The following is a 19,906-nucleotide window of genomic DNA, read 5'->3' on the forward strand; positions in this document are numbered from 1 at the left end:
GGGCCATGCCCCATGGCCACTATAGCGTAAGGGTCAAGCCACCGGATATTTTATTGCGTTCTTGACCATCTTATCCCGAACCGCCTCGTCCAGATCGACGCCGGTCACCATCGCCAGCCGCGTCAGATACAGCAGCACGTCGGCGATCTCTTCCTGCAGATGGGTGAACTTGGCCGGATCGTCGCGCAACCGCGCCGCAGCATCGTCATCCAGCCACTGGAAGATCTCCGCCAGCTCGCCCACCTCGCCCACCAGCGCCAGCAACAGATTGCGCGGCGAATGATGCCGGTTCCAATCCCGCTCGTCGGCGAAGCGCTGCAAGGCGGCGGTCAGGCCGCCGACATCGATCAGTTTGTCTTGATTCATCGTCACTTTCTCGTTTCACGTGGAACGCCAGCCGCGGCCGGTGAATCCGGCTCCAGGCGCGCAGCCGGCCTTCGGTCTTATTCCGCCAGCTCCAGCGTCACCGAGCCGTCGCCGTTGTCCTTCGCCAGCTTGAACTGCTTCTGCTCCGGCAAATAGCGCATCGCACCGGCGCCGGTGGTAAACCGCAGGCCGACGCCGGCCACCGGCAGCACGCGCCAGTTCCGGCCCTGCCCCAGGTCGATCACCTTCTTGCTGGCGAGATAACTCGCCAGCGCGGCGCGGTTCTCATCCGGCGCGTCCACCACGATCTTGTCGGCGGTGATGCCGGGGAAATTGCCGCCGCCGCTGGCGCGGTAATTGTTGGTCACCACGATGAAGCGCTGCGCCGGGTCGATCGGCTTGCCGTTGAAGGTCAGGTTGACGATGCGATGGCTGTCCGGCGCCGCCAGCTTGCCGTCGCCGTCGTAGCGCGCAGGCTGGGTGACGTCGACCTGGTAGCTGACGCCGTACAGGCTGTCGAAGTTATAGGAGCGGAACTCCGGATTGATCAGCGCCTGCGCGGCCGGGCCCTTGGGGTCGATGCGATTGAACTGGCCGGCCGACATCTCCAGCCACTCGCGCACGTCGGCGCCGGTGATCTTCACCGCCTTGATGGTGTTGGGATAGATGTAGAGGTCGGCCAGGTTGCGGATGGCCAGCTTGCCGGCCGGGATGTCGGTGTAGTAATTCCAGCCCTGGCGGCCCCCAGCCTTGAACGGCGCGGCGGCGGACAGGATGGGCAGCTTCTCGTATTCGGTGCCCTGCAGCGCCCGCTGCATATACCAGCGCTGCGCCTCGGCGACGATGGCCACCGAGGGATCGTCGGCCGCCTGGGCGAAGTAGCTGTAGATCGGCCGGCGGGTGGCGGCCACCTCGCCGCGCACGTAGTCCAGCGTCGCCTGGTGTTCGGGTCCGATCAGCGCCTTCACCCGCGGATCGATGTCCGCCAGCGACTTCTTCGCCTGCTTGTCGAAAATGGGCCTGAGCGTCGCCCGCTTGCCGGCCACCCGCCACTTGCCGTCCAACTGCTCCAGCGTCAGGTCGATCACGCCCAGGTGGTCGCCCCAGCGGCCCGGCATCGCCGCCGGCACGCCATGGATGGTGCCGGCCTGCAGGTCCACGCCGGGATAGCCGGCGAAAGCGGCCGACGGAAACTCGGCATGGGCGTGGCCGAACAGGATGGCGTCGATGCCCTGCACCTCGGCCAGGCCGGACACCGCGTTTTCGGCGAAGCGCGGCAGCTCGCCCTTCTCGAAGCCGGAATGCGGCACCGCGATCACCAGGTCGGCGCCAGCGGCGCGCATCTTGGGCACATAGTCGCGCGCGGTTTCCAGGATGTCGCGCACCGTGACCTTGCCCTGCAGATTGTTCTTGTCCCATTGCAGGATTTGCGGCGGAGCGAAGCCGATCACGCCGATGGTCAACGCATGGGCCTTGCCCTCGGCGTCCTTCACCTCGCGCTTGAGCAGGGTGTAGGGCGTGAACAGCGGCTGCCCGGTCTTGGCATCCAGCACGTTGGCGTTGACGTAGGGAAAGGCCGCGCCCTTCAGCGACTGCGCGAGGAAAGGCAGGCCGTAGTTGAATTCGTGGTTGCCCAGATTGCCGGCATCGTACTTCAAGGCATTGAGCACTTTGTAGGCCGGATGGGTGTCGCCGGCCTGCAGCGGCTTGATTTTGGCCACCAGATCGCCCATCGGGCTGCCCTGCAGCAGATCGCCGTTGTCGATCAGCAGACTGTTGGGCGACTCGGCGCGCGCTGCGGCGATCAGGCTGGCGGTGCGCTCCAGGCCGAAATCGGCCGCCGGCTTGTCCTGGTAATAGTCATAGGCCAGCAGGTTCATGTGGACGTCGGAGGTTTCCAGCACCCGCAGTTGGACCGGAGCGGCCCAGGCGGAGGCGGCGAACACGGCGGCGAGAGAGGCGAAAAGCGGCGCGGATTTCATCACGGGGAGGCCTTTTGAGTGTTTTTATCGCGTCCGCATTATACGCCCGGCCGGGCTTGCTCCAGATAGCCGCTCCCCCACTCGCACATCGCGTCGATGATGGGCCGCAGCGAGCCGCCCAGCTCGGTCAGCCGGTATTCCACCCGCGGCGGCACTTCGGGATGCACGGTGCGCGAAACCAGGCCGTCGCGCTCCAGCTCGCGCAGCTGCTCGGTCAGCACCTTCTGCGACACGCCGGCCAACAGCCGGCGCAGTTCGCCGGTGCGCAGCTCGCCGCCGTCCATCAGATGGCAAAGGATCGCGCATTTCCACTTGCCGCCGACCAGCCGCATCGTCGCGTCTATCGGAAAATTCAGTCCCGCCAGCTCCCGCATAGATTACCTTCAGGTTCCCATGAAACAAAAAAGTGCTTACTTATCAATCAATTGAAAAAACTCTAGCATGGCGGCTCACTTCAAGGAGACGCCATGAAAACGCTGATCATCGTTGCCCATCCCGACCTCGCCCAATCCCGCGTCAACCGCCGCTGGATCGAGGCCTTGGAAAGACATCCCGAACGCTACGCCGTTCACTCGCTATACGGCGCCTATCCGGATGAGGACATCGATGTCGCGCGCGAACAGGCGCTGCTGGAGGCCCACTCGCGCATCGTGCTGCAGTTCCCCTTCTACTGGTTCAGCTCGCCGCCGCTGCTGAAAAAATGGCAGGACCTGGTGTTGGACGAGGGCTTCGCGGTGGGGCCGCGGCCGGAGGACCGGCGGATGGCGGACAAACGGATCAGCGTGGCGGTATCCACCGGCATCCGCGGCAAAGACTTCGCCGCCGACGGGCGTTACCGCTATCAAATGGACGAGCTGCTGCGGCCATTCGAACTCACCTGCCGCTACATCCGCGCCCGCTGGCTGCCGGCCTTCACGCTGCACGGCGCGGAACATGATCTGAGCGACGCCGAAATCGACGCCAGCGCCGACGCCTATCTGCATTATTTGGATCAGGCCGTCTGAGCGGCGCGCCAAGCAAAATGCCCGGCGCGGGCCGGGCATCGCATGGGCGTCGCGGGCTTACTTGAGCAGGCCTTCAGCCTTCAGCGCCTGCTGGGTCGCCGGCAGCTCGGCCACCCGCTTCAGGAAAGCCAGCAGCGCCGGGTAGGCCGCCAGCGAGCGCTGCAGATACTGCGCCCAGGACAGGCAGGTGAACAGATAGGCGTCGGCGACGCTGAACTGGCCGCCCAGCAGATAAGGCGTCTTCTCCAGCTGCGCCTGCAGCAGCGCGAACCGCGGCTGCAGACGCGCCCAAGCGTCTTCCTTGATTTCGTCGGTTTTGCCGGAGAAGATCGGCGAGAAGTTCTTGTGGACCTCGGTGGAGATGAAATTCAGCCATTCCTGCAGCCGGTAGCGCGGCAGCGTGCCGTTGGCCGGCGCCAGCTGCTTGTCGGGAACCTGGTCGGCGATGTACTGCATGATGGCCACGCCCTCGGTCAGCAGCTCGCCGTTGTCCAGCTGCAGCGCCGGCACGTAGCCCTTGGGATTGATGGCGGTGAAGTCGGCGCCGCCGGCGGTGGTGTGCGGCACGTCGCGCAGGCTGACCGCCTCCGCGCTGAACGGCAGGCCGCTGGCGAACAGAACGATGTGCGAAGCCAGCGAGCAGGCTCCGGACGAGTAATACAGTTTCATCTCTATGCTCCTGTGGGAAGGATGGGACAAACCGCAACCGCGCCAGCCTGATCCAAAACCATGCCGATTGCAACCCCCTTCCCGCCAGGGTTTCGCCGTCAGCCCAGCAGGCCGATCAGCCACTCGATGCGCAGGTTCCAGCCGGCGAAACCGGCCAGCCAGAACAGGATGCCGAGCGCGCCGAAGCCCCAGGACGCGAACAGCGGCAACAGGTTGGCCGATAGCGCCGCCACCGCCGCGCAGGCCACCGCGATAGACAGCCCGGCGTCGCTGATGTCGAACAAATCGTGGCGGGCGTTCAAGGGCTCGATCGCGCCTTCCTTGGCTTCGGCCTTGCCGCGCAGCGCCTCGCTTTCAACCTTGTAGCGCGCCAGCTCATGCCGCAATTGCTCCTGCTGCGGCTTCAGCGCCGCCGCGCTGGCCGGGTTCGCCAGCGCCAGCAGCTCCGCCTGGCGCATGCCTGCCTCGGTCAGGTGCAGCTTGATCTTCTTGGCCTGGTATTCGGACCAGGCGTCCGCCGCGTCGGCCTTCAGCAATTGGCGCGCCTGGACGATATTGTCGTCCTTCAGCTTGCCCAAGCCCATCAGCACCGACAGCACCACCACGGTCAGCGCCACCCAGCTGTTCAGGCGCTTCTTCTCCGCTTCCACGCTGATTTCGACTTCCATATTGTTCCCCTTGGCCGGCGCCGGACCATCCGCCGCCTTGTTCAACATAACGCGGCAAGAGGAGATCGGATGTCAGCCGGCCTTCTTGCCGAACAAGCGCGGCCGGGAATCCGCCGGCCGGCTCTTCATTTCGACGAACAGCGCCTCCACCTGCGCGCGCGCCCACGGCGTGCGGCGCAGAAAGACCAGGCTGGACTTGATGCTGGGATCGTTGCGGAAGCAGCGGATGTCGACGCGCTCCGCCAGCCCTTCCCAGCCGAAATGCGCGTGCAGCTGGTTCAGCATCATTTCCAGCGTGACGCCGTGGGTGGAGTTATTGGCCTGGCCGCTCATCGAAAACATCCTGTAAAAGCAAAAGCGGCGAGTGTAAGCCGCCGCCCGTCCGCTGGCAAAGCTACTTGGCCGCCGTCTTCTTGCGGCTGCGCGTCGCGCGCGGCTTTTTCAGCACCACCGCCTCCCCGGCGTCCGGCACCTCGCCGGCCGTCACGCCCATCGCCAGCGCCACCCGGCCCAGCCGCTGCTGCTTCTCCACGCTGATCGGCCCGGCCGCCGCCAGCAGCAGCATCACCAGCTCCAACGCCATCGCCCGTTGCGCCTCTCCGGGCAACAGGTCCTGGATGGTGGCCAGCGCGCGCTTCTCGTCGTTGCGCACCAGCCAGGTCTGGCGCCGCACCGCCTGCTTGAACGCCTCCAGCGTCAGCTCCTCCCCCAGGCCGGTGTCCTGCATCACCCGGCGTATCGCGTTGAACGGCCGCACGTCGACCACGCCGTTGCCGATGGCGACGTAGATCAGCAGGCGCAGGAAACCGTCCACCGCGCCGCCTTCGGAATAATGCTCCTCCAGCTCGCGCCGCTTCAGGCGCAGCATCTCAGCGCGCTCCCAGCCGCCTCCGTTCTTGCGCACCCGATAGGGCCGGCGCGGATCCAGCCCAACCAGCGCGGCGGTCAGCGGCGCGTCGTAAACGGCGCGGAAGGTCATTTCCTTCATCGCGTCGCGCTGGTCGCGCCAGCCGTCCAGCATGCTGGCGGTCCAGTCGGACACGGTCTGCTGCCATTGCCAGAACGGGTTGTCGCCGTCCACCGGCTTGCGCGCCTCCCTTACCTTGCCGGCCCAGTCCGACAAGCCGTTCAGCAAGGGGTTGCGGCTGGAGAACCAGCGCCGCTCGAAGCGCGACGGGTGCATCTCGCGCATCAGGTGCGCGGTCCACGGCGTGGTGCAGGCCTGCAGCCACGGCGACACGAAGCTGTCGTACAGCTGCTGGTTGATTTCCGCCACCCGCTTCACCACCTGGAACGCGCGCTCGCCGTCGCGGCCGTCGCCCAGCGCCAGGATGTCCTCCACCTCGCGCGGCTCGAAGCGGATCACGTAACGGCCTTGCAGATACTGCAGGCCCGGCATCTCCGGGTAGGTGTCGGTGATCACCGCCTCATAGAGTCCGGGCGGCAGCACGTCGATCAGGTCCAGCGCGCTGGCCAGCTCGCTGTGCTCCTTGTTGGCGACGCCGGCGGACACGAAGATGCCGAGGTGGCCGATCTGCTCGTGCAGGCAATAGACGATGGTCTGCTCGTTGCCGCGGATCTCCTCCACGTCCTTGTACAGGTCGGCGATCCAGAACAGCGCCTGCTGCGGCGGCGTGATGTTGTCGCCCCAGGACGCGAACACGATGATGGGCGAGCGGATCTGCCTGAGGTCTATCCTCGCCTCGCCGTCGTCCAGATACACCTCGCCGCGGCTCAGCCGGTTGCCGACGAACAGGTTCTGGCTGATCCACTCCATCTCTTCCTTGTTGAGCAGGTAGTGGCCGCCCCACCAGCGCTCGAACTCCAGGAAGCGGTTGCGCTCCTTGTCGACATTGGCGTACAGGTGGTAGCCCTTCTTCCAGTAGGTGTTGGCCGGGTCCATCTGCTCGAAATTGGAAACCAGGTGCGCGCCGTCGAACTGGCCGTGGCCCAGATCGCCGGTCAGCGAGGCCAGCCAGGTGCCGCCCAGCATGCCGCCCTGGTAGCGCATCGGATTCTTGCCGGCCACGCCGGCCCAGTAGGACAGCGGCGAGCCGGCCAGCAGGATGGGGCCGACATCCTCCGGCGCCGAGGCCGCCACCATCGTCAGCGCCCAGCCGCCCTGGCAGTTGCCGATCACGAACGGCTTGCCGGCGTTGCCCGGATGCGCCTCGCGCACCCGGCGCAGGAAAGCTTTCTCCGCCCGCCACACGCACTCTATGGTCTGGCCGGGCACCGGCACCGGGAAGAACATCACGAAATAGCAGGGATGGCCCTGGCGCAGCGCGATGCCGATCTCGCTGTCCATCTTGAAGCCGCCGATGCCGGGGCCGTGGCCGGCGCGCGGGTCTATCACCACGAAGGGGCGCAGCTCCGGATCGGTCGGCGGGCAGTTGTCCGGCGGCCGGATCGCCGCCAGCGCGTAGTTGACCGGCTCGTCCAGCTCGCGGCCGTCGACGATGATGTCGAAATCGAACACCAGCACCGGCGGATTGCCGGACGCCTGGTGGTCCAGATAGGTGTCGCCGCGCTCGCGCAGCACATCGCAGAACAGCAGGCCGCGCTGGACGGCGTCAGTCCAGTAGTCGGCCCAGTGCTGGCCCAGCGACCACCATCCCCCCTTGTCGGTTTCCGCCATGCAGATCTCCCGGTTGTCCGCAGCTTTCACTGTAGCCCACGGCTGCCGCCCCCACCTCTCGATGGCAAGAGTATCAACAAGTTATTGCAGATTAACAGTCATAAACATAAGCGATTTCCACGGCAAAACTCGCCAGACATTTGCATCCAATACTGCAGCCACCTACAGCCCATGCGAAGGAAAACCGTCATGACCCAGCTGCTCAAACCCCTGCTTGTCGCCGGCTTGCTGTTCGCTGGCTCCGCCGCCGCCTACGCCGACGATGCTCCGGCCCCGGCTTCCGCCCACAAGGGCTGGCATATGGACCCGGCCAAACGCGAGGAAATGCGCGCCAAGCATCTGCAGGCGTTGCATGACAAGCTGAAGATCCAGCCGCAGCAGGAAGCCGCCTGGCAGGCCTTCACCGCGTCGATGAAGCCGGAAAAGATGGAAAAGCCGCCGATGGACGCCAACGCCACCGCGCCGGAGAAGATGGAAAGCATGATGCAGCGCCAGCAAGCCCGGATGCAGCAGCGCCTGGACGCGCTGAAGGCCTTCTACGCGCAACTGACGCCGGAACAGCAGAAGACCATGGACAATCTGCACGGCCCGCGCGACAAGCGGCAGCATCATAAGAAACCGGAAGGCGCGGCCCCGGCCAACGGCTGATCCCGCGACTTGATTTACGCGCGGCGGCGTCCATCGCTCCGCGCGCGGCAACCGACCGAAAGAGGCCCATCATGAAAGCCTGCATCCGCTTGAGCGGCGCGCTGCTGGCCGCTGCGCTGGCCGTGGCCGCCATCGCCCCCGCCGAGGCGTACTACCACCACGGCGGGCCGCGCATCAGCATCAACGTCTGGCGCGGCGGCTACTGGAACCACGGTTATTACCATGGCCGGATGGGTTGGTGGTGGGTGGTCGGCGGCGCCTGGTATTTCTACACCGCGCCCATCTATCCCTATCCCAGCCTGTACGCGCCGCCCGCCGTCGCCGTGGCCCCGGCCGTGCCCGTCGTCCCTGCGGTGCCGCTCGCTCCGCCGGCCCCGCCGGTTGCCGCCGCGCCGCAGGAGCCGGCCCAGGTCTGGTACTACTGCAAGGCGGCGAAACAGTACTACCCCTACGTCAGCGAATGTCCGGGCGGCTGGAAAACCGTGCCGGCGCAGCCGCCCAGATAATAGCCGCTAACAAAACCTCGCAGAGGACCTGAGCCAAGGCACGCCGACGCAGGCAGTACCAGTCGTACGACAAGGAGGCGTAACGCAGGATCAGGGGTTTTGTTAGCGGCTCTAAGCCGAAGGAAACGCCATGAAAGCACGCTATTGCATGATGCTGCTGTTACCGCCGCTGCTGGCGGCCTGCGCCACGCAGCCCACCGGCCCGACGGTGGCGGTGATGCCGGCGCCGGGCAAGCCGTTCGACGTGTTCGCGCAGGAAGAGCAGCAATGCCGGGCCTACGCCGCCAACAATAGCGGCGCGGCCGCCGCCGACGCGTCCAACGCCACGCTGGCCGGCAATATGGCGCTGGGCACGGTGGTGGGCGCCGCGGCCGGCGCGCTGATAGGCGGCAACCACCAGGGCACCGGCGTCGGCGCCGGCATGGGCCTCTTGGCCGGCGCCGCGGTGGGCGGCTCCAACGGCGCTTACGCCGGCTACGATGCGCAAACCCGTTACAACATCGCCTACCAGCAATGCATGTACGCGAAGGGCAACCAGCTGCCGGGCCAATACCCGGCGCGGCGCACCTACCTGCCGCCGCCGCCCTATTGAGAACCATGCTATGCAGGCAAAATCACTCAACAAACAAACCATTTAACATATTGAAACAAAAAGAGAATTTCAGGAAACATCTTCGGTCGAATTGGCATTAATAATGAAAGTACGCCCAATACATTTCCGGGGCCGCAACAGGAAAACCGAGGGCGATCCGTTCAACAACATCAAAGGATTCCGCCATGCTCAGACTGCTCATGACCTCGCTGGCGTTATTGCTGGCCAGCGCCTTCGCCAGCGCCCAGGACGCCAATGTCCGCCCCTTCGACAATCCCGCCGTGCCGCCCAGCGTGCCGCTGTCGCTGCAGGACATGAACCCGGCGCCCCCGGCTCCGATCCAGGCGCCGGCTCCACAAGCGCCGTCCACCCAGCAGTAAACGACCCGACATCCCGCCGGCCCGACCGGCGGGATCGCATTTCAGCGGCCGAACCAGCGGTCGCCAAAATTCACCAGCAGCACGCCGGCGACCACCAGCGCCGCGCCAGTCAGCTTGGCCGCGCTCAACTCGCGCAAGGGCATCATCAGCCAGCCAAAGCGGTCGAAGCACAACGAAGTGAACACCTGACCCGCGATGATCAGCGAAACCATGGTCGCCACGCCCAGGCGCGGCGCCAGCAAGGTGGTGCCGAACACGAAACCAGCGCCCAATACCCCGCCCAACAACATCCACCATTCGGCGCGTGCCAAAGCCGCCAGATTTTGCCAGCGCTGGCCCGTCGCCAGCGACAACAGCGCCAGCGTCAGGCAACCGGTGCCGAACGACACCAGCGCCGCCAGCAGCGTGCTGTTGCCCAGCAACAGGCGCAGCTGGTTGTTGACCGCCGCCTGCAGCGGCACCACCACCCCGACCAGAAAGGCCAGCAAGGGAAAGATCGCCTGCATCGCCGCGCTCCTCGATAACGATAGGCCGCCGCCGCCCATGGCGGAGGCATGATGCCATGCCGCTGTTCCACGTGGAACGCGGTCCAGTCCACGCCCGCTGCGCGACACCGGCAGCAAGGCGACCAGCAATGATAAATGAATTACTTCTGACGCGGACGGCTGTCGCGGGTATAGGCGCAAAAGCCCGGTTTGGGACCAATCTTGGGATGGTTGCGGCAGGTATTGGGGCGGCGCTCGTAAATGGTGCAGCGCCGGGTCTGCGCATCCAGATACAGGCAATCGCCGTTGGCGCGCTGCGCCAGCGTGAACAAGCTGTTCTTGAAATTGAAATGCTGGATCACCCGCTGCTTTTCCAGCCGCTTGGCGATGTTCTTGATCGGCTCTTCCAGCTCGAACTCGTCCACCACGCCGATGCGCACCAGATCCGGCAGCTTCACTTCCACCGGCATCGTGCAACAGGACGCCATGCAGTCGCCGCACAGGCCGTTCTTGTACTTGATCCAGGTTTCCAGGCGGTTGATGTCGGCCACGGCTCATCCTTAACACTTTGAATACGCGAAACTTTCCCCTTGCGGGAAAGCGCGCATTCTACGGATGACGCGGCGGATCAGCAAGCGCCGACGGCAAGCGCATGACGCGTCCATGCCAACGCTCCGGTCAAATCTGCTGGGACCGAAGTATCCAGAATCAGGCATTGCCCAAGGCCCAAGGGACCTAAATGCTCGGAGCGGCGCAACTGCAGCGACAAGTCTGTGAAATCTCGTTGAGCATCCAAGTGGCCGGGATGGCGGACGCGCCGGGCGAAACGCGCGGCAGCCAATTCGGCGGGACAACGGCAGTGCAGCTCCAACACCAGGCGTCCAGGCCGCGCCAAGTCCACAAGCGACGTGCCTGAGTCGCCCTCTCCCTGCGGATGCCGCCACCAGGAGCAAGCCACGGCGCGTGGCGCGGCTTGCAGCGCCTCCAGAAAATGCGAGTCGGCCTCGCGACTCAACGCTCTGCGCCAGGCCATGTCGCCCATGCCGCGCGCGTCGAACAGCGCTTCAAGGAAATCATCTTTATCCAGGCATGGCCAACCCAGCCCCTCGGCCACGCCGCGCGCCAGCGTGCTCTTGCCGCTGCCAGGCAAGCCGCTGATCAGCAGCAGGGCGGACTCAATCATGCCGGCCAGCGCAGCCCGCTCAGCCAGCGCGCTGCTTGCGTCGGGACGCGGAAGACTAGCCACGATTCCGGGCGCGCCGCGCGCAGGACCGATAACTCGTCGCGCCGCTTGCCATGGCCGCGCCACATCCACAGCAGCAGGGAATCCCTTGAGAACAGCGTGCCGCGCAAGGTTTCGCGGTTGCCATGCGCCAGCGTTTGCCGGCGCCAGATTCGCAGCAGGCTGCGCCGCGCGATGCGCCAAGCCTGCAAAGGCCGCGGATAATCCAGCCAGACCACCAGCTCGGCGCGCGGCATCAGCATCCGCAACGCGGACGAGTAGCTTCCCTCCGCCACCCAGCGCGGCTGTTCCGCCAGCGCCGCCACTTCGGCGGAGAACGTTTCCCGCCGCGTCCAGCCAGGCCCCCAGAACCAGGCGTCCAGCTCCGCCAGCGGCGCGCCGGAGACTGCGGCCAAGCGGACCGCCAGCGCGCTCTTGCCGGCGCCGCTGCCGCCAACGATCAATACCCGGCCAGGCAATGGCGCGGTCATTGGTAGTGCGCCGCCGCGCGCCAGATTCTGCCGGCATCATCCAGCCACAGCACCTCGGCGGCCAGGCCGCGCGCGCCGCGGTAATGTATGGTCAGCGAATCGGCTCCGGTCAGCGTGGCCAGATGCTCGAAACGCAGGTCCGGCAGCCGCCGCAGCGCCTCGGCCCAGTAGGCGGCCACCGCCGGCTTGCCCTGCAGCCGGCCGGACGCTTCGCCGGCCATCTCGGCGATGTACGGCGAGCTCATTTCAAAATCGTCGCGGTAATGCGCCAGGATGCGCGCCAGGTCATGGCTGTTCCAGGCGTCTATCCAGTCCCGCGCCAGTTCCTCGGCGAATGTCTTGTCCAGCATCGGCGTGACCTTTTCAGACCTGGGCCTAAACGCCCAGCAGCGTGGATGGATGGGCGGCGCGCCTGGTTCGCGGCAGCACCTCGGGCAGATAGATGGTCTGGATCGCGCCCAGCTTGCCATGCGCCTCCCAGTGCGCGCGGGTTTCCCAATGCTCGACCAGCACGAACACCTTGGGATCGGCCTCGGAATGGTAGGCCTCCCACAACAGGCAGCCGGGCTCCGCCAGGCACAACGGCCGCATCCGCGCCAGCGCGGCGGCGATGGCTGGAACATCAGCTGCCGTTTTCGCTTCCAAGCTCACGATCAGGGGAAACATCGTCTTCTCCATTGCGATCAATTAATCTGGCCAAATCTCGACTGCGAGATCAAACACTCAGACAGGCGGCAGCCCCTCCGCCCATATCAATAGAACTCCATCTTCACCTCGCGGCGCGCGGCGTCGGCCAGAGGCTCGTCGCCTATCGCTCCTCCGCCCTGCGCCCTGCGCCACCCAGAAATCGTAGGCGCCCGGCTTGCAATGCCGGACCATCAGAATCCTGCCCTCATGCTCGACGATTACGCCTGCCTCGACCCTATGTTTCATTGCCCCTCAAAAACCAATCAGCATAACATCGACAAAATCGCATTGAAATATTCAGGTCCGCCGCCGCACGTTTTTCCAAGATCGCCGGGCGAGGCGCCGCTTAAGCTCGGGTTTTCACACACAGTAAAGGAACCCGCCATGGCCCTGAAAGCCGCCTTCATCTTCATCGCCCCCCACGGCGACCCTCAACGCCATCGCGCCGTCACCGCGACGCCGGAAGTGGAGGTCATCACCCTCGCCGTCTCCAGCTACCGCGAGGCCGGCGAAGTCGCCCGCGAATTGGCTGAACAAGGCTGCGCCGCCATCGAGCTGTGCGGCGGCTTCGGCCACCAGGGCGTCGCCATCGTCGCCGCCGCGGTCGGCGAACTGGCCGCGGTCGGCGCGGTGCGCTTCGATCCTCACCCCTTGCTCGGCCACCGCTCCGGCGACAAGCTGGCCTGAACGCCGGCCAACGGAGAATAAAACAGGGACAGCGCCGGATCGCGCAGCAAACGCGCCGGCGGCTGCCCGCCGAAGGCCAACGCGTCGCGGTGCAGATGGGATTGGTCGCAATAGCCATGCTCCCAGGCCAGCCCGGCCAGGGCCGGCCGCGGCTGGAACGCCGCGTCGCGGAAAAACTTCTCAAACCGGCACAAGCGGTGAAACAGCTTGGCGGTCACGCCCTGGCTGGCATGGAAGCGGCGGGACAGGCCGAACCGGTCCACGCCCGCCTCCGCCGCGTGCGCCCCCAGCTCGAAGCCGGCGCTGTCGGCGAATATCCGCCGCGCCAGGCGCCGCATCCGCTCCAGCTCGGGCTCCGCCCGCAGCCGTCCGCGCAGGAAACGGCCGGCCAGCTCGCATTGCTCGTCGAAATCGGCCCGTTCGATTCCCATCCACAAACCTTGCGCCTCCGGCCACGCGCGCGTCGGCGGCGTGACGCGGTCCACCAGCTGAGACAGGGGAAGCGAACAGAATTGCGGCAGCGAGCCGGCGTGGAAACGGATCACGAATACCGGCCGCTCCGGCCGCGCGATCCGCAACATCCGCCGGCGGGGACACAGCAAACCGGCCGTTCCATCCGCGCCCAGCCACAACTCCGCGCCAGTGCCCGGCAATAGCGTCAGCGCCGCGGGATCATCCGGCCCGAAGCGGTAGCGGCGGTAACTGTGTATCCATGGCTCCAGCCCTGGATCGGGCCTGCGTTGTTGCGACTGCATCGGCGATATCCAGAAAAACCCGCGTCCATTCTGCGGCGGCCCCGGCCAGCGCCGCTTGTAAAAATGTGACGCTCAAGCCCGGTAGACGATCAGCGGAATCGCCTGCTCGTCCGGATGGACGCCGGCGTGCACGCCGGCGAGGCGCAGCGTCTCCTCCCCCGGCAGCGTGTCGCGCAGATTCCAGCCGGGCTTGGCGATCAGCGCCACATCGCCGCAGCGGCGAGCCAGGTCCGGATGCGCCGGCCCCGGGCCGAACGCGCCGGACGTCCGCAGCTCGCGGCTTTCCACCGCCCAACAGGCGTGGCCCAGCCGTTCCCGCGCCAATTCGATGAAACGCGCGGCGCAACCCGGCTTCAGATGGCAGTAAGCCAGCCGCGTCTCGCCGGACAGCGGCCGCGCCAGCAGGCCGTACAGTTCCGGGTCGGCGTCCACGTCCAGCCATTGCGCGTCCGGCGCGGCGATGAAGCCGTGATCGGCGATCGCGATCACCGCCGCGCCGCAACCTTCGGCCTCGCCCAGCAGCGCGGCGAAAGCGGCGTCGATTTCCGCCAGCAGCGCCCGCGCCGCGTCGGAATCCGGCCCCTGCTCATGCATCAGCGTGTCCAGCTGCGGCAGGTACAAGTAGTGGAAGGCCGGCGCCGGGTCGGCCAGCCGCCGCGCCAGCCGGGCAAAGCCGTCGGCCATTCCCCTGCGGTAGGCGACGCGCTCCGCGCCGCCGGCGTGGCAGCGGCTATATGGGGAATAGGCGATGAAATCGGGCAGATAAAGGAACGCCGGCCGCGCCAGGCGGTCGAACAGCGGTCGCGCGCGGTACAGGGTGTCCGCGCGCCGCAACTCCTGCCCGCCGGCGTCGGCCGGATGGCGAGCGTACAGGGGCAAGGGCGCGATGATTTCCTCGCCATGCAGCTGGTGCCAGCCTATCAGACCGTGCTCGGCCGGCGAGCGGCCGGTCAGCACCGTGGTGACGGCCGCCGCGGTGGTCGGCGGAAACACGCTGCTGATCGTCTCGCGTTGCAATGCGCGCAGCCGGCTGTTCGGCCCCAGTCGCCGCAGTTGAGCATCGCCCAGCCCGTCGATCAGGATCAGGCAGACATGGCGGTGGCCGCCAATGCCGGCCAGCGCGCCGGACGCCAGCGGCGCATGGCCCAAGTCGGGTCCGCCCAACTCCAGGCTAAGCGTCTGCATCAGATTGAGCAGCCCGCCGCCCTGGTAGTCCGGCCATGCCGCGCCGGGGCACAAGGAAGCCAGATCGGCCATCGCAGCCCTCCCGGGAAAGGTAAGAAACCCCATTCTCGGCAGCGCGCGGCGCGGCGTCAACGCGATGCGGCAACAATTCGACAACTGTCATTAACATAGAATTTACATTCAATAACAATCTGATACAGTTGGCCGCCTCTCAAACCAGTATGCTGCAAGCCATCAATTTTTACCGGAGATAGCCGCATGAAGCGCGCATTTATCATCATTTCCCTGAGCTTGGCTGGATTGGCCGCGACGGCTCAGGCAGACACGTCCACCATCGTCGGCGGCGCGTTGGGCGGTGCGGCGGGCGCGGCGGTCGGCGAGGCCGTGGGCGGCCGCAACGGCGCCATCATCGGCGGCGCGGTGGGCGGCGGCGCCGGCGCGGCCATCGGCCACGACTACGGCCGCAAGCCGGAGCCGCGCGAAGAGCGCAGCTACCGCAAGCGCCACCACCGTCATCATCACCATGGTCGCGGCAATTTCTGCCCTCCGGGCCAGGCGAAGAAAGGCCGCTGCTAAGCGCGCCGCTACAAAGAAAACGGGACGCCTGGCGTCCCGTTTTTCATTGTCCTCCCGCTATCCTTCCCCGCCAGCTCCGGCATCATCCGCGCTGGGATCCGGCTCGAACCAGTCGTCGCCGAAAATCTCCGCCGGGTGCTGGGTGCGGCTGCTGCCGTTGCCGCAAGCCATGTCCGAGGCCGGACAGTACTTGTCGCAGCCCCAGCAGATGCGCTCGGGGTGGCGGGGATGGAGGGGAAACTTCTTGGCGGTGCCGGGGACAGAGGATCGCATGTCTGGATTGTGCGGCCCGCCATCTTCATCGGCATTGATCTGGAATAAGGCTAGCGCGCCGACACGATCGCCGGCTTCAAACCCGACAGGCTGTAAGGCCCAGGCTGCCAGGCATAGCCGGCGCCGTCGCGGCGGACATAGCCCAGGCCCGGGAAGCGGATGTGGGCGGCGCCCACCAGCCAACCTTCGCGCGCGGCTTCGTCCATCCGCGCCAGCCGCTGCTTGGCGGCCGCCTTGGCATCCACGTCGAAGCGTATGGTCACGCCGGGCTTGGCGAACTGCACGTCCTGCGCGTGGATCAGATCCCCCCACAGCATCAGCTTCTTGCCCTCGCTCTCCACCAGGTACAGCGTATGGCCCGGGGTATGGCCGGCGCCCGACACCGCGCGGATGCCGGGCAACAGCTCCGTCTCGCCGTCGAACGGCTTCAGCCGGCCAGCCTCGATGTACGGCCGCAGCGCCGCCTCGGAATCGGCGAAGGCGTGGCGCTCTTCCTTGGCCACCTTGGCGGCGTTGGCCGGGTTCAGCCAGAAATCCACGTCCCGCTGGCTCACCCTGATGTCGGCGGCGGGGAACATCCGCTTGCCTTGCCGCGTCAGGCCGCCGGAATGGTCGGCGTGGATGTGGGTCAATAAGACCGTATCGATATCCTCCGGCCGGTAGCCGGCCGCGCGGATGCTGTCCAACAGCTGGCCACCGGCCTGGCCGAACAGGTCGCCGGCTCCGGTGTCCACCAGCGCCAGATGGCTGCCGGTGTGGATCAGGAAGGCGTTGATCGAGGTTTCCGTCTTTGTTCCCAGGTGGGCCTGCGCCAGCCGGCGGGCAGTGTCGGCCGGCGGATTATGCAGCAACTGGTCCAGCGGAACGGCCACCGTGCCGTCGGACAGCGCGGTCACTTCGAAAGCGCCCAGCATCATCCGGTAGAATCCCGGCGCCTGGACGCGCGCCTGCGGCGGTGGGGACAGCTCGGCGGCATGCGTCGGCGCGGCGCCGGCGCCGGCCAGGGCGATGGCCAGCGGCAGCAGGCGGATGGCGCGGGCGGCGGCATGGTATGGTGCGGAGATGATGCGCATGGGGTATTCCTTTCCGGGCTGAAGTGCAAGTGCCCCGATGATGAAGCGCCCGGCCATGCCATTCAAATCGATTGGAATGATGATGAGTATCAGGGAAAAAGATTTCCGCGGCGTGGACCTGAACCTGCTGGTCACGCTCGCCGTGCTGCTGCGCGAGCGCAGCGTGTCGCGCGCCGCCGCCAGCCTGCACCTGGGCCAGCCGGCGGTCAGCGGCGCGCTGGCCCGGCTGCGCGAGCTGTTCGACGACGAACTGCTGGTGCGGGTGCCGCAGGGCATGGCGCCCACCGCGCGCGCGCTGGCCTTGCAAAGCCAACTGACCCCGCTGCTGGAACAGCTGCAAACGCTGTTGTTCGCCGAACCCGCGTTCGAGCCGGCCTCCGCCACGCGCGCATTCGCGCTGGGCATGAGCGACTGGGTGGAAATCTGGCTGGCCCCGAAGCTGCTGCCGCGGCTGCGCGCGCTGGCGCCCAAACTGCGCGTCGCGCTGGAAACCACCGACCCGTTCACCGGCAGCGCGATGCTGGAGCAGGGCCGGATGGAGCTGGGCGTCTCGGTGTTCGTCCCCGGCCCCGCCTGGCAGCAGACCAGGACGCTGCGCTCGATGGGCTTCGCCGTCGTCTACGATCCCAGGCAGTTGCCGCTGTCCGCGCCGCTGAGCCTGGACGACTACCTCGCCCACGAGCACGCGCTGGTCAGCTACCGCGGCGCGCGCCAGGGCACCGCGGACCGGGCGCTGGCCGAGCGGGGCCTGTCGCGCTTGGTCAGCCACACCGCCTCCCGCTTCGCCTCGCTGCCGCCGTTGCTGAAAGCCCTGCCCCTGCTGGCCACCGTGCCGGAAGCGCTGGCCGACGAATGGGCGGCCAACCACGGCCTGCGCGCCAGTCCGCCGCCGCTGGATCTGCCGCCGTTCACCGTCTCGCTGATCCGCCACGCCGCCAGCGCCGGCGACCCCGGGCTCGACTGGCTGGAAGCGCAGATTATCGAGATTGCCGGGCAGTAAGACTTACAGCGTAAGCGCCAGCCAGCCCCACATCGCCAGCAGCAGGATGTTGGATGCCAAGAAGGCCAGGAAACGGTGTATCGGGTGATTGTAGGAAAGATGGATGGCGGAATGCGCGACGCGCGCCGCCACGTAGCACCAAGCCAGTCCCAGCGGGACGGGCCCGGCCAGATTCTTGGCGATGACGATGGCGCCGAACACGTAAAACAGCACCGGCGCCTCGAACAGATTGGAGAAATTGCGCGCCAGCTTCAGCTCGCCGTCCGGCGGCGCGTCGCCCTGCATCAGCCGGTAATAGCTGCCCTTCACCCGCCCTGAGCGGGCGTTGGCGAAGCGGCAGGCGCCGAGACGGACGCCGACGAAAAAGGTCAACAGCACCAAAGCGAACATCGGATAGATCATCGTTTTCCCTTTCTGGTGGTCCTGCGTGGCCAAAGCCGGGCGGGACGGCGCGTCTCAAACTCCCTCTTCTCGCTCCAGCTCCTGCTGCAGCTTTTCCAGCTCGTCCAGCACCCGCACGAACTTGCCGCCGAATGGCGTGACCCTATATTCCACCCTGGGCGGCGACTCGTCGAAGGCCACCCGCTCCAGGATGCCGAACTCCATATTGCGGCGCAGGCATTCGTTCAGCACCTTGGTGCTCAAACCCTCCACCTGGCGCACCATTTCACCAGGGCGATTGATGCCGCTCGCCAGCAGCTGGTAGACCGTCAGCGACCATTTGCAGCCGTAGATGCTCTCCACCATGCGCGCGCTGCGCTCCGGCGGCGATTTCCGGGAGAATTTTTTTTCCTGCGCCTTCATCGAGATGTACCAAAAAGTAAGTGGCTGACCAATTTGTGCCTGCTGTTCAAGGAATTGCCGCGCTTTTAAGCTGCGGCCATCTCCTCTACCCACGGAACGCAAGCATGACACATTCCCCCACTCTCGCCATCATCGTCGGCGGCTCCAGCGGCATGGGCAAGGAAAGCGCGCGCCGCCTGCTGCGCCAGGGCCGGACGGTGCTGATCCTGGCCCAAAACACCCTGCGCCTGGCCGCCGTCAAGACGGAACTGGAAGCCGACACCGGCGGCAAGGTGGAAACCGCCGCGGTGGACCTCTACCAACCGGAACAGGTGCGCGCCTTCATCGCCAGGCTGGACGCCGAGCCGCGCGCCATCGGCGAACTGGTCAACGCCGCCGGCTACTTCCAGCCGGTGAGCTTTCTGGAACACAACGAACAGGACTACGACCGCCAGCTGGACATCAACAAGGCCTTTTTCTTCATCAGCCAGGCGGTGGCGCGCAATATGCGCCGCCACGGCGCCGGCGCCATCGTCAACATCGGCTCGATGTGGGCGCATCAGGCAGTGAAGGCCACGCCATCGTCGGCGTACTCGATGCAAAAAGCCGGCCTGCACGCGCTGACCCAGCATATGGCGATGGAGCTGGCCGACGACGGCATCCGCGTCAACGCGGTGGCGCCGGCGGTGGTGCTGTCCTCCATCTACAAATCCTTCATCGCCGAAGACCAGATCGCGGCTACGCTGGCCGGCTTCAACGGCTTCCACCCGCTGGGCCGCATCGGCACCGCCGACGACGTGGCCAACGCGGTCGAGTTTCTGTTGTCGGACAAGGCCGGCTGGATCACCGGCACGGTGCTGGACGTGGACGGCGGCGTGATGACGGGCAGAAATTAAGCGGAAAAGCCAAGACGGCGGCAGGGCATGATCCCTGCCGCCAGCGTCAATCCAGCTGCTTCACATCGCCGTTGCGCGGCGTCGCGTTCTCGTGAAACAGGTCTTCCAGATACTGGGCCAGGCCGTCTTCCGTCACCCAGTCCGGAATGACGAAATCGGCGGGCCGGCGCTTGCCGTCGTTGTCGGGCAGAAAGGCACGCCAGCCGGAGCCATGCCGCTCCGCCACCACGATATGGCCGTAGACGTTGAATCGATACGTTTGCATGCGCCAGGCCCCCGGTTGCGTTCAATGGCTCATGATTGCAGAACCATCATCGCCAGCGCAACGTCATGCCTTTGA

At 66.3% G+C, this 19,906-nt stretch carries 29 protein-coding genes; 9 read left to right on the forward strand and 20 right to left on the reverse strand.

Features of this window, described 5'->3' with window-relative positions; all coding sequences use genetic code 11:
- Positions 1-33 precede the first annotated feature (33 nt).
- The 3 genes from VA599_RS08060 to VA599_RS08070 form a co-directional block, all read right to left on the reverse strand.
- Positions 34-366, reverse strand: coding sequence for a nucleotide pyrophosphohydrolase (locus VA599_RS08060; RefSeq protein ID WP_021478116.1), 333 nt, complete (start codon positions 364-366; stop codon positions 34-36).
- A 77-nt stretch (positions 367-443) separates the two neighbouring features.
- Complete coding sequence (locus VA599_RS08065) at positions 444-2,348, reverse strand: bifunctional 2',3'-cyclic-nucleotide 2'-phosphodiesterase/3'-nucleotidase (protein ID WP_346788204.1); 1,905 nt, start codon at positions 2,346-2,348, stop codon at positions 444-446.
- A gap of 38 nt (positions 2,349-2,386) precedes the next feature.
- Complete coding sequence (locus VA599_RS08070) at positions 2,387-2,722, reverse strand: winged helix-turn-helix transcriptional regulator (protein ID WP_346788205.1); 336 nt, start codon at positions 2,720-2,722, stop codon at positions 2,387-2,389.
- Between the two features lie 93 nt (positions 2,723-2,815).
- Between VA599_RS08070 and VA599_RS08075 the strand changes: the two genes are divergently transcribed.
- Positions 2,816-3,352 (forward strand): NAD(P)H-dependent oxidoreductase, encoded by a 537-nt coding sequence (locus tag VA599_RS08075; RefSeq protein ID WP_346788206.1) that lies wholly within the window; start codon positions 2,816-2,818, stop codon positions 3,350-3,352.
- A 57-nt stretch (positions 3,353-3,409) separates the two neighbouring features.
- Here the strand turns inward: VA599_RS08075 and gstA are convergent, their stop codons facing one another.
- From gstA to VA599_RS08095, 4 genes are all read right to left on the reverse strand, one after another.
- Entirely contained in the window at positions 3,410-4,021 is a 612-nt protein-coding gene (gene gstA, locus VA599_RS08080; RefSeq protein WP_104945722.1) for a glutathione transferase GstA, read from the reverse strand.
- Between the two features lie 98 nt (positions 4,022-4,119).
- Entirely contained in the window at positions 4,120-4,689 is a 570-nt protein-coding gene (locus VA599_RS08085) for a DUF4337 domain-containing protein (protein WP_031296692.1), read from the reverse strand.
- A 72-nt stretch (positions 4,690-4,761) separates the two neighbouring features.
- Positions 4,762-5,022 carry a VF530 family protein gene (locus VA599_RS08090; RefSeq protein ID WP_021478112.1) on the reverse strand — a complete coding sequence of 87 codons (261 nt, stop codon included), beginning with the start codon at positions 5,020-5,022 and terminating at the stop codon, positions 4,762-4,764.
- 61 nt (positions 5,023-5,083) lie between these two features.
- Positions 5,084-7,327 carry a DUF3141 domain-containing protein gene (locus VA599_RS08095; protein WP_346788207.1) on the reverse strand — a complete coding sequence of 748 codons (2,244 nt, stop codon included), beginning with the start codon at positions 7,325-7,327 and terminating at the stop codon, positions 5,084-5,086.
- 189 nt (positions 7,328-7,516) lie between these two features.
- On the opposite strand from VA599_RS08095, the gene VA599_RS08100 reads away from it, so the two are divergent.
- The 4 genes from VA599_RS08100 (at position 7,517) to VA599_RS08115 (ending at position 9,453) form a co-directional block, all read left to right on the forward strand.
- Positions 7,517-7,975: a Spy/CpxP family protein refolding chaperone gene (locus VA599_RS08100; protein WP_346788208.1), complete on the forward strand. Its 459-nt coding sequence runs from the start codon at positions 7,517-7,519 to the stop codon at positions 7,973-7,975.
- Between the two features lie 71 nt (positions 7,976-8,046).
- Positions 8,047-8,481, forward strand: a complete 435-nt coding sequence (locus VA599_RS08105) for a hypothetical protein (protein ID WP_346788209.1) — start codon at positions 8,047-8,049, stop codon at positions 8,479-8,481.
- A 130-nt stretch (positions 8,482-8,611) separates the two neighbouring features.
- Positions 8,612-9,073, forward strand: coding sequence for a glycine zipper family protein (locus VA599_RS08110; RefSeq protein ID WP_346788210.1), 462 nt, complete (start codon positions 8,612-8,614; stop codon positions 9,071-9,073).
- 185 nt (positions 9,074-9,258) lie between these two features.
- Positions 9,259-9,453: a hypothetical protein gene (locus VA599_RS08115; RefSeq protein WP_346788211.1), complete on the forward strand. Its 195-nt coding sequence runs from the start codon at positions 9,259-9,261 to the stop codon at positions 9,451-9,453.
- Positions 9,454-9,494: 41 nt separating this feature from the next.
- Here the strand turns inward: VA599_RS08115 and VA599_RS08120 are convergent, their stop codons facing one another.
- The 6 genes from VA599_RS08120 to VA599_RS08145 all read right to left on the reverse strand — a co-directional run bounded on the left by VA599_RS08120 (position 9,495) and on the right by VA599_RS08145 (position 12,317).
- Positions 9,495-9,959, reverse strand: coding sequence for a DMT family transporter (locus VA599_RS08120; RefSeq protein WP_346788212.1), 465 nt, complete (start codon positions 9,957-9,959; stop codon positions 9,495-9,497).
- A 140-nt stretch (positions 9,960-10,099) separates the two neighbouring features.
- Complete coding sequence (locus VA599_RS08125) at positions 10,100-10,489, reverse strand: YkgJ family cysteine cluster protein (RefSeq protein ID WP_046158500.1); 390 nt, start codon at positions 10,487-10,489, stop codon at positions 10,100-10,102.
- Between the two features lie 77 nt (positions 10,490-10,566).
- Positions 10,567-11,184: a P-loop nucleotide/nucleoside kinase family protein gene (locus tag VA599_RS08130; RefSeq protein ID WP_346788213.1), complete on the reverse strand. Its 618-nt coding sequence runs from the start codon at positions 11,182-11,184 to the stop codon at positions 10,567-10,569.
- Complete coding sequence (locus tag VA599_RS08135; protein ID WP_346788214.1) at positions 11,118-11,651, reverse strand: P-loop NTPase family protein; 534 nt, start codon at positions 11,649-11,651, stop codon at positions 11,118-11,120. Before VA599_RS08135 ends, VA599_RS08130 begins: the two co-directional genes overlap by 67 nt.
- Entirely contained in the window at positions 11,648-12,001 is a 354-nt protein-coding gene (locus VA599_RS08140) for a nuclear transport factor 2 family protein (RefSeq protein WP_346788215.1), read from the reverse strand. The genes VA599_RS08135 and VA599_RS08140 overlap by 4 nt, the downstream gene beginning before the upstream one ends.
- Positions 12,002-12,026: 25 nt before the next feature.
- Positions 12,027-12,317 (reverse strand): putative quinol monooxygenase, encoded by a 291-nt coding sequence (locus VA599_RS08145; RefSeq protein WP_346788216.1) that lies wholly within the window; start codon positions 12,315-12,317, stop codon positions 12,027-12,029.
- Positions 12,318-12,722: 405 nt separating this feature from the next.
- On the opposite strand from VA599_RS08145, the gene VA599_RS08150 reads away from it, so the two are divergent.
- Positions 12,723-13,025 carry a DUF6506 family protein gene (locus VA599_RS08150; protein WP_221666247.1) on the forward strand — a complete coding sequence of 101 codons (303 nt, stop codon included), beginning with the start codon at positions 12,723-12,725 and terminating at the stop codon, positions 13,023-13,025.
- On the opposite strand, the gene VA599_RS08155 is transcribed toward VA599_RS08150, so the two are convergent.
- Together VA599_RS08155 and VA599_RS08160 are read right to left on the reverse strand one after the other, a co-directional pair.
- Positions 12,983-13,780 (reverse strand): hypothetical protein, encoded by a 798-nt coding sequence (locus VA599_RS08155; protein ID WP_346788217.1) that lies wholly within the window; start codon positions 13,778-13,780, stop codon positions 12,983-12,985. The genes VA599_RS08150 and VA599_RS08155 overlap by 43 nt on opposite strands.
- 72 nt (positions 13,781-13,852) lie before the next feature.
- Positions 13,853-15,037 (reverse strand): alkaline phosphatase family protein, encoded by a 1,185-nt coding sequence (locus VA599_RS08160; protein ID WP_346788218.1) that lies wholly within the window; start codon positions 15,035-15,037, stop codon positions 13,853-13,855.
- Between the two features lie 186 nt (positions 15,038-15,223).
- On the opposite strand from VA599_RS08160, the gene VA599_RS08165 reads away from it, so the two are divergent.
- Complete coding sequence (locus tag VA599_RS08165; RefSeq protein WP_346788219.1) at positions 15,224-15,541, forward strand: YMGG-like glycine zipper-containing protein; 318 nt, start codon at positions 15,224-15,226, stop codon at positions 15,539-15,541.
- A gap of 57 nt (positions 15,542-15,598) precedes the next feature.
- On the opposite strand, the gene VA599_RS08170 is transcribed toward VA599_RS08165, so the two are convergent.
- Both VA599_RS08170 and VA599_RS08175 read right to left on the reverse strand, forming a co-directional pair.
- Positions 15,599-15,814, reverse strand: coding sequence for a DUF3079 domain-containing protein (locus VA599_RS08170; RefSeq protein WP_021477219.1), 216 nt, complete (start codon positions 15,812-15,814; stop codon positions 15,599-15,601).
- Positions 15,815-15,864: 50 nt separating this feature from the next.
- Positions 15,865-16,887 carry an MBL fold metallo-hydrolase gene (locus VA599_RS08175; RefSeq protein ID WP_346788220.1) on the reverse strand — a complete coding sequence of 341 codons (1,023 nt, stop codon included), beginning with the start codon at positions 16,885-16,887 and terminating at the stop codon, positions 15,865-15,867.
- A gap of 82 nt (positions 16,888-16,969) precedes the next feature.
- On the opposite strand from VA599_RS08175, the gene VA599_RS08180 reads away from it, so the two are divergent.
- Positions 16,970-17,887 carry a LysR substrate-binding domain-containing protein gene (locus VA599_RS08180; RefSeq protein ID WP_346788221.1) on the forward strand — a complete coding sequence of 306 codons (918 nt, stop codon included), beginning with the start codon at positions 16,970-16,972 and terminating at the stop codon, positions 17,885-17,887.
- A gap of 3 nt (positions 17,888-17,890) precedes the next feature.
- Here VA599_RS08180 and VA599_RS08185 read toward each other — a convergent pair whose 3' ends face one another.
- Positions 17,891-18,289 carry an MAPEG family protein gene (locus VA599_RS08185; protein ID WP_021477222.1) on the reverse strand — a complete coding sequence of 133 codons (399 nt, stop codon included), beginning with the start codon at positions 18,287-18,289 and terminating at the stop codon, positions 17,891-17,893.
- Positions 18,290-18,343: 54 nt separating this feature from the next.
- Positions 18,344-18,691: a winged helix-turn-helix transcriptional regulator gene (locus VA599_RS08190; RefSeq protein WP_221667319.1), complete on the reverse strand. Its 348-nt coding sequence runs from the start codon at positions 18,689-18,691 to the stop codon at positions 18,344-18,346.
- A gap of 104 nt (positions 18,692-18,795) precedes the next feature.
- On the opposite strand from VA599_RS08190, the gene VA599_RS08195 reads away from it, so the two are divergent.
- Positions 18,796-19,566, forward strand: a complete 771-nt coding sequence (locus tag VA599_RS08195; RefSeq protein WP_346788222.1) for an SDR family NAD(P)-dependent oxidoreductase — start codon at positions 18,796-18,798, stop codon at positions 19,564-19,566.
- Between the two features lie 46 nt (positions 19,567-19,612).
- On the opposite strand, the gene VA599_RS08200 is transcribed toward VA599_RS08195, so the two are convergent.
- Entirely contained in the window at positions 19,613-19,831 is a 219-nt protein-coding gene (locus VA599_RS08200; protein WP_021477225.1) for a DUF7661 family protein, read from the reverse strand.
- Positions 19,832-19,906: the final 75 nt, after the last annotated feature.

Origin of the sequence: Chromobacterium indicum, assembly GCF_039708975.1 — a bacterium.
GTDB lineage: Bacteria > Pseudomonadota > Gammaproteobacteria > Burkholderiales > Chromobacteriaceae > Chromobacterium > Chromobacterium piscinae.

Coding starts and splice junctions, on each gene's coding strand:
- VA599_RS08160 (WP_346788218.1), bottom strand. CDS start 15,037: ATGGCCGATCTGGCTTCCTTGTGCCCCGGCGCGGCATGGCCGGACTAC.
- VA599_RS08115 (WP_346788211.1), top strand. CDS start 9,259: ATGCTCAGACTGCTCATGACCTCGCTGGCGTTATTGCTGGCCAGCGCC.
- VA599_RS08145 (WP_346788216.1), bottom strand. CDS start 12,317: ATGTTTCCCCTGATCGTGAGCTTGGAAGCGAAAACGGCAGCTGATGTT.
- VA599_RS08175 (WP_346788220.1), bottom strand. CDS start 16,887: ATGCGCATCATCTCCGCACCATACCATGCCGCCGCCCGCGCCATCCGC.
- VA599_RS08170 (WP_021477219.1), bottom strand. CDS start 15,814: ATGCGATCCTCTGTCCCCGGCACCGCCAAGAAGTTTCCCCTCCATCCC.
- VA599_RS08100 (WP_346788208.1), top strand. CDS start 7,517: ATGACCCAGCTGCTCAAACCCCTGCTTGTCGCCGGCTTGCTGTTCGCT.
- VA599_RS08135 (WP_346788214.1), bottom strand. CDS start 11,651: ATGACCGCGCCATTGCCTGGCCGGGTATTGATCGTTGGCGGCAGCGGC.
- VA599_RS08065 (WP_346788204.1), bottom strand. CDS start 2,348: ATGAAATCCGCGCCGCTTTTCGCCTCTCTCGCCGCCGTGTTCGCCGCC.
- VA599_RS08200 (WP_021477225.1), bottom strand. CDS start 19,831: ATGCAAACGTATCGATTCAACGTCTACGGCCATATCGTGGTGGCGGAG.
- VA599_RS08165 (WP_346788219.1), top strand. CDS start 15,224: ATGAAGCGCGCATTTATCATCATTTCCCTGAGCTTGGCTGGATTGGCC.
- VA599_RS08070 (WP_346788205.1), bottom strand. CDS start 2,722: ATGCGGGAGCTGGCGGGACTGAATTTTCCGATAGACGCGACGATGCGG.
- VA599_RS08180 (WP_346788221.1), top strand. CDS start 16,970: ATGAGTATCAGGGAAAAAGATTTCCGCGGCGTGGACCTGAACCTGCTG.
- VA599_RS08150 (WP_221666247.1), top strand. CDS start 12,723: ATGGCCCTGAAAGCCGCCTTCATCTTCATCGCCCCCCACGGCGACCCT.
- VA599_RS08190 (WP_221667319.1), bottom strand. CDS start 18,691: ATGAAGGCGCAGGAAAAAAAATTCTCCCGGAAATCGCCGCCGGAGCGC.
- VA599_RS08110 (WP_346788210.1), top strand. CDS start 8,612: ATGAAAGCACGCTATTGCATGATGCTGCTGTTACCGCCGCTGCTGGCG.
- gstA (WP_104945722.1), bottom strand. CDS start 4,021: ATGAAACTGTATTACTCGTCCGGAGCCTGCTCGCTGGCTTCGCACATC.
- VA599_RS08185 (WP_021477222.1), bottom strand. CDS start 18,289: ATGATCTATCCGATGTTCGCTTTGGTGCTGTTGACCTTTTTCGTCGGC.
- VA599_RS08090 (WP_021478112.1), bottom strand. CDS start 5,022: ATGAGCGGCCAGGCCAATAACTCCACCCACGGCGTCACGCTGGAAATG.
- VA599_RS08120 (WP_346788212.1), bottom strand. CDS start 9,959: ATGCAGGCGATCTTTCCCTTGCTGGCCTTTCTGGTCGGGGTGGTGGTG.
- VA599_RS08140 (WP_346788215.1), bottom strand. CDS start 12,001: ATGCTGGACAAGACATTCGCCGAGGAACTGGCGCGGGACTGGATAGAC.
- VA599_RS08075 (WP_346788206.1), top strand. CDS start 2,816: ATGAAAACGCTGATCATCGTTGCCCATCCCGACCTCGCCCAATCCCGC.
- VA599_RS08095 (WP_346788207.1), bottom strand. CDS start 7,327: ATGGCGGAAACCGACAAGGGGGGATGGTGGTCGCTGGGCCAGCACTGG.
- VA599_RS08105 (WP_346788209.1), top strand. CDS start 8,047: ATGAAAGCCTGCATCCGCTTGAGCGGCGCGCTGCTGGCCGCTGCGCTG.
- VA599_RS08155 (WP_346788217.1), bottom strand. CDS start 13,780: ATGCAGTCGCAACAACGCAGGCCCGATCCAGGGCTGGAGCCATGGATA.
- VA599_RS08060 (WP_021478116.1), bottom strand. CDS start 366: ATGAATCAAGACAAACTGATCGATGTCGGCGGCCTGACCGCCGCCTTG.
- VA599_RS08195 (WP_346788222.1), top strand. CDS start 18,796: ATGACACATTCCCCCACTCTCGCCATCATCGTCGGCGGCTCCAGCGGC.
- VA599_RS08085 (WP_031296692.1), bottom strand. CDS start 4,689: ATGGAAGTCGAAATCAGCGTGGAAGCGGAGAAGAAGCGCCTGAACAGC.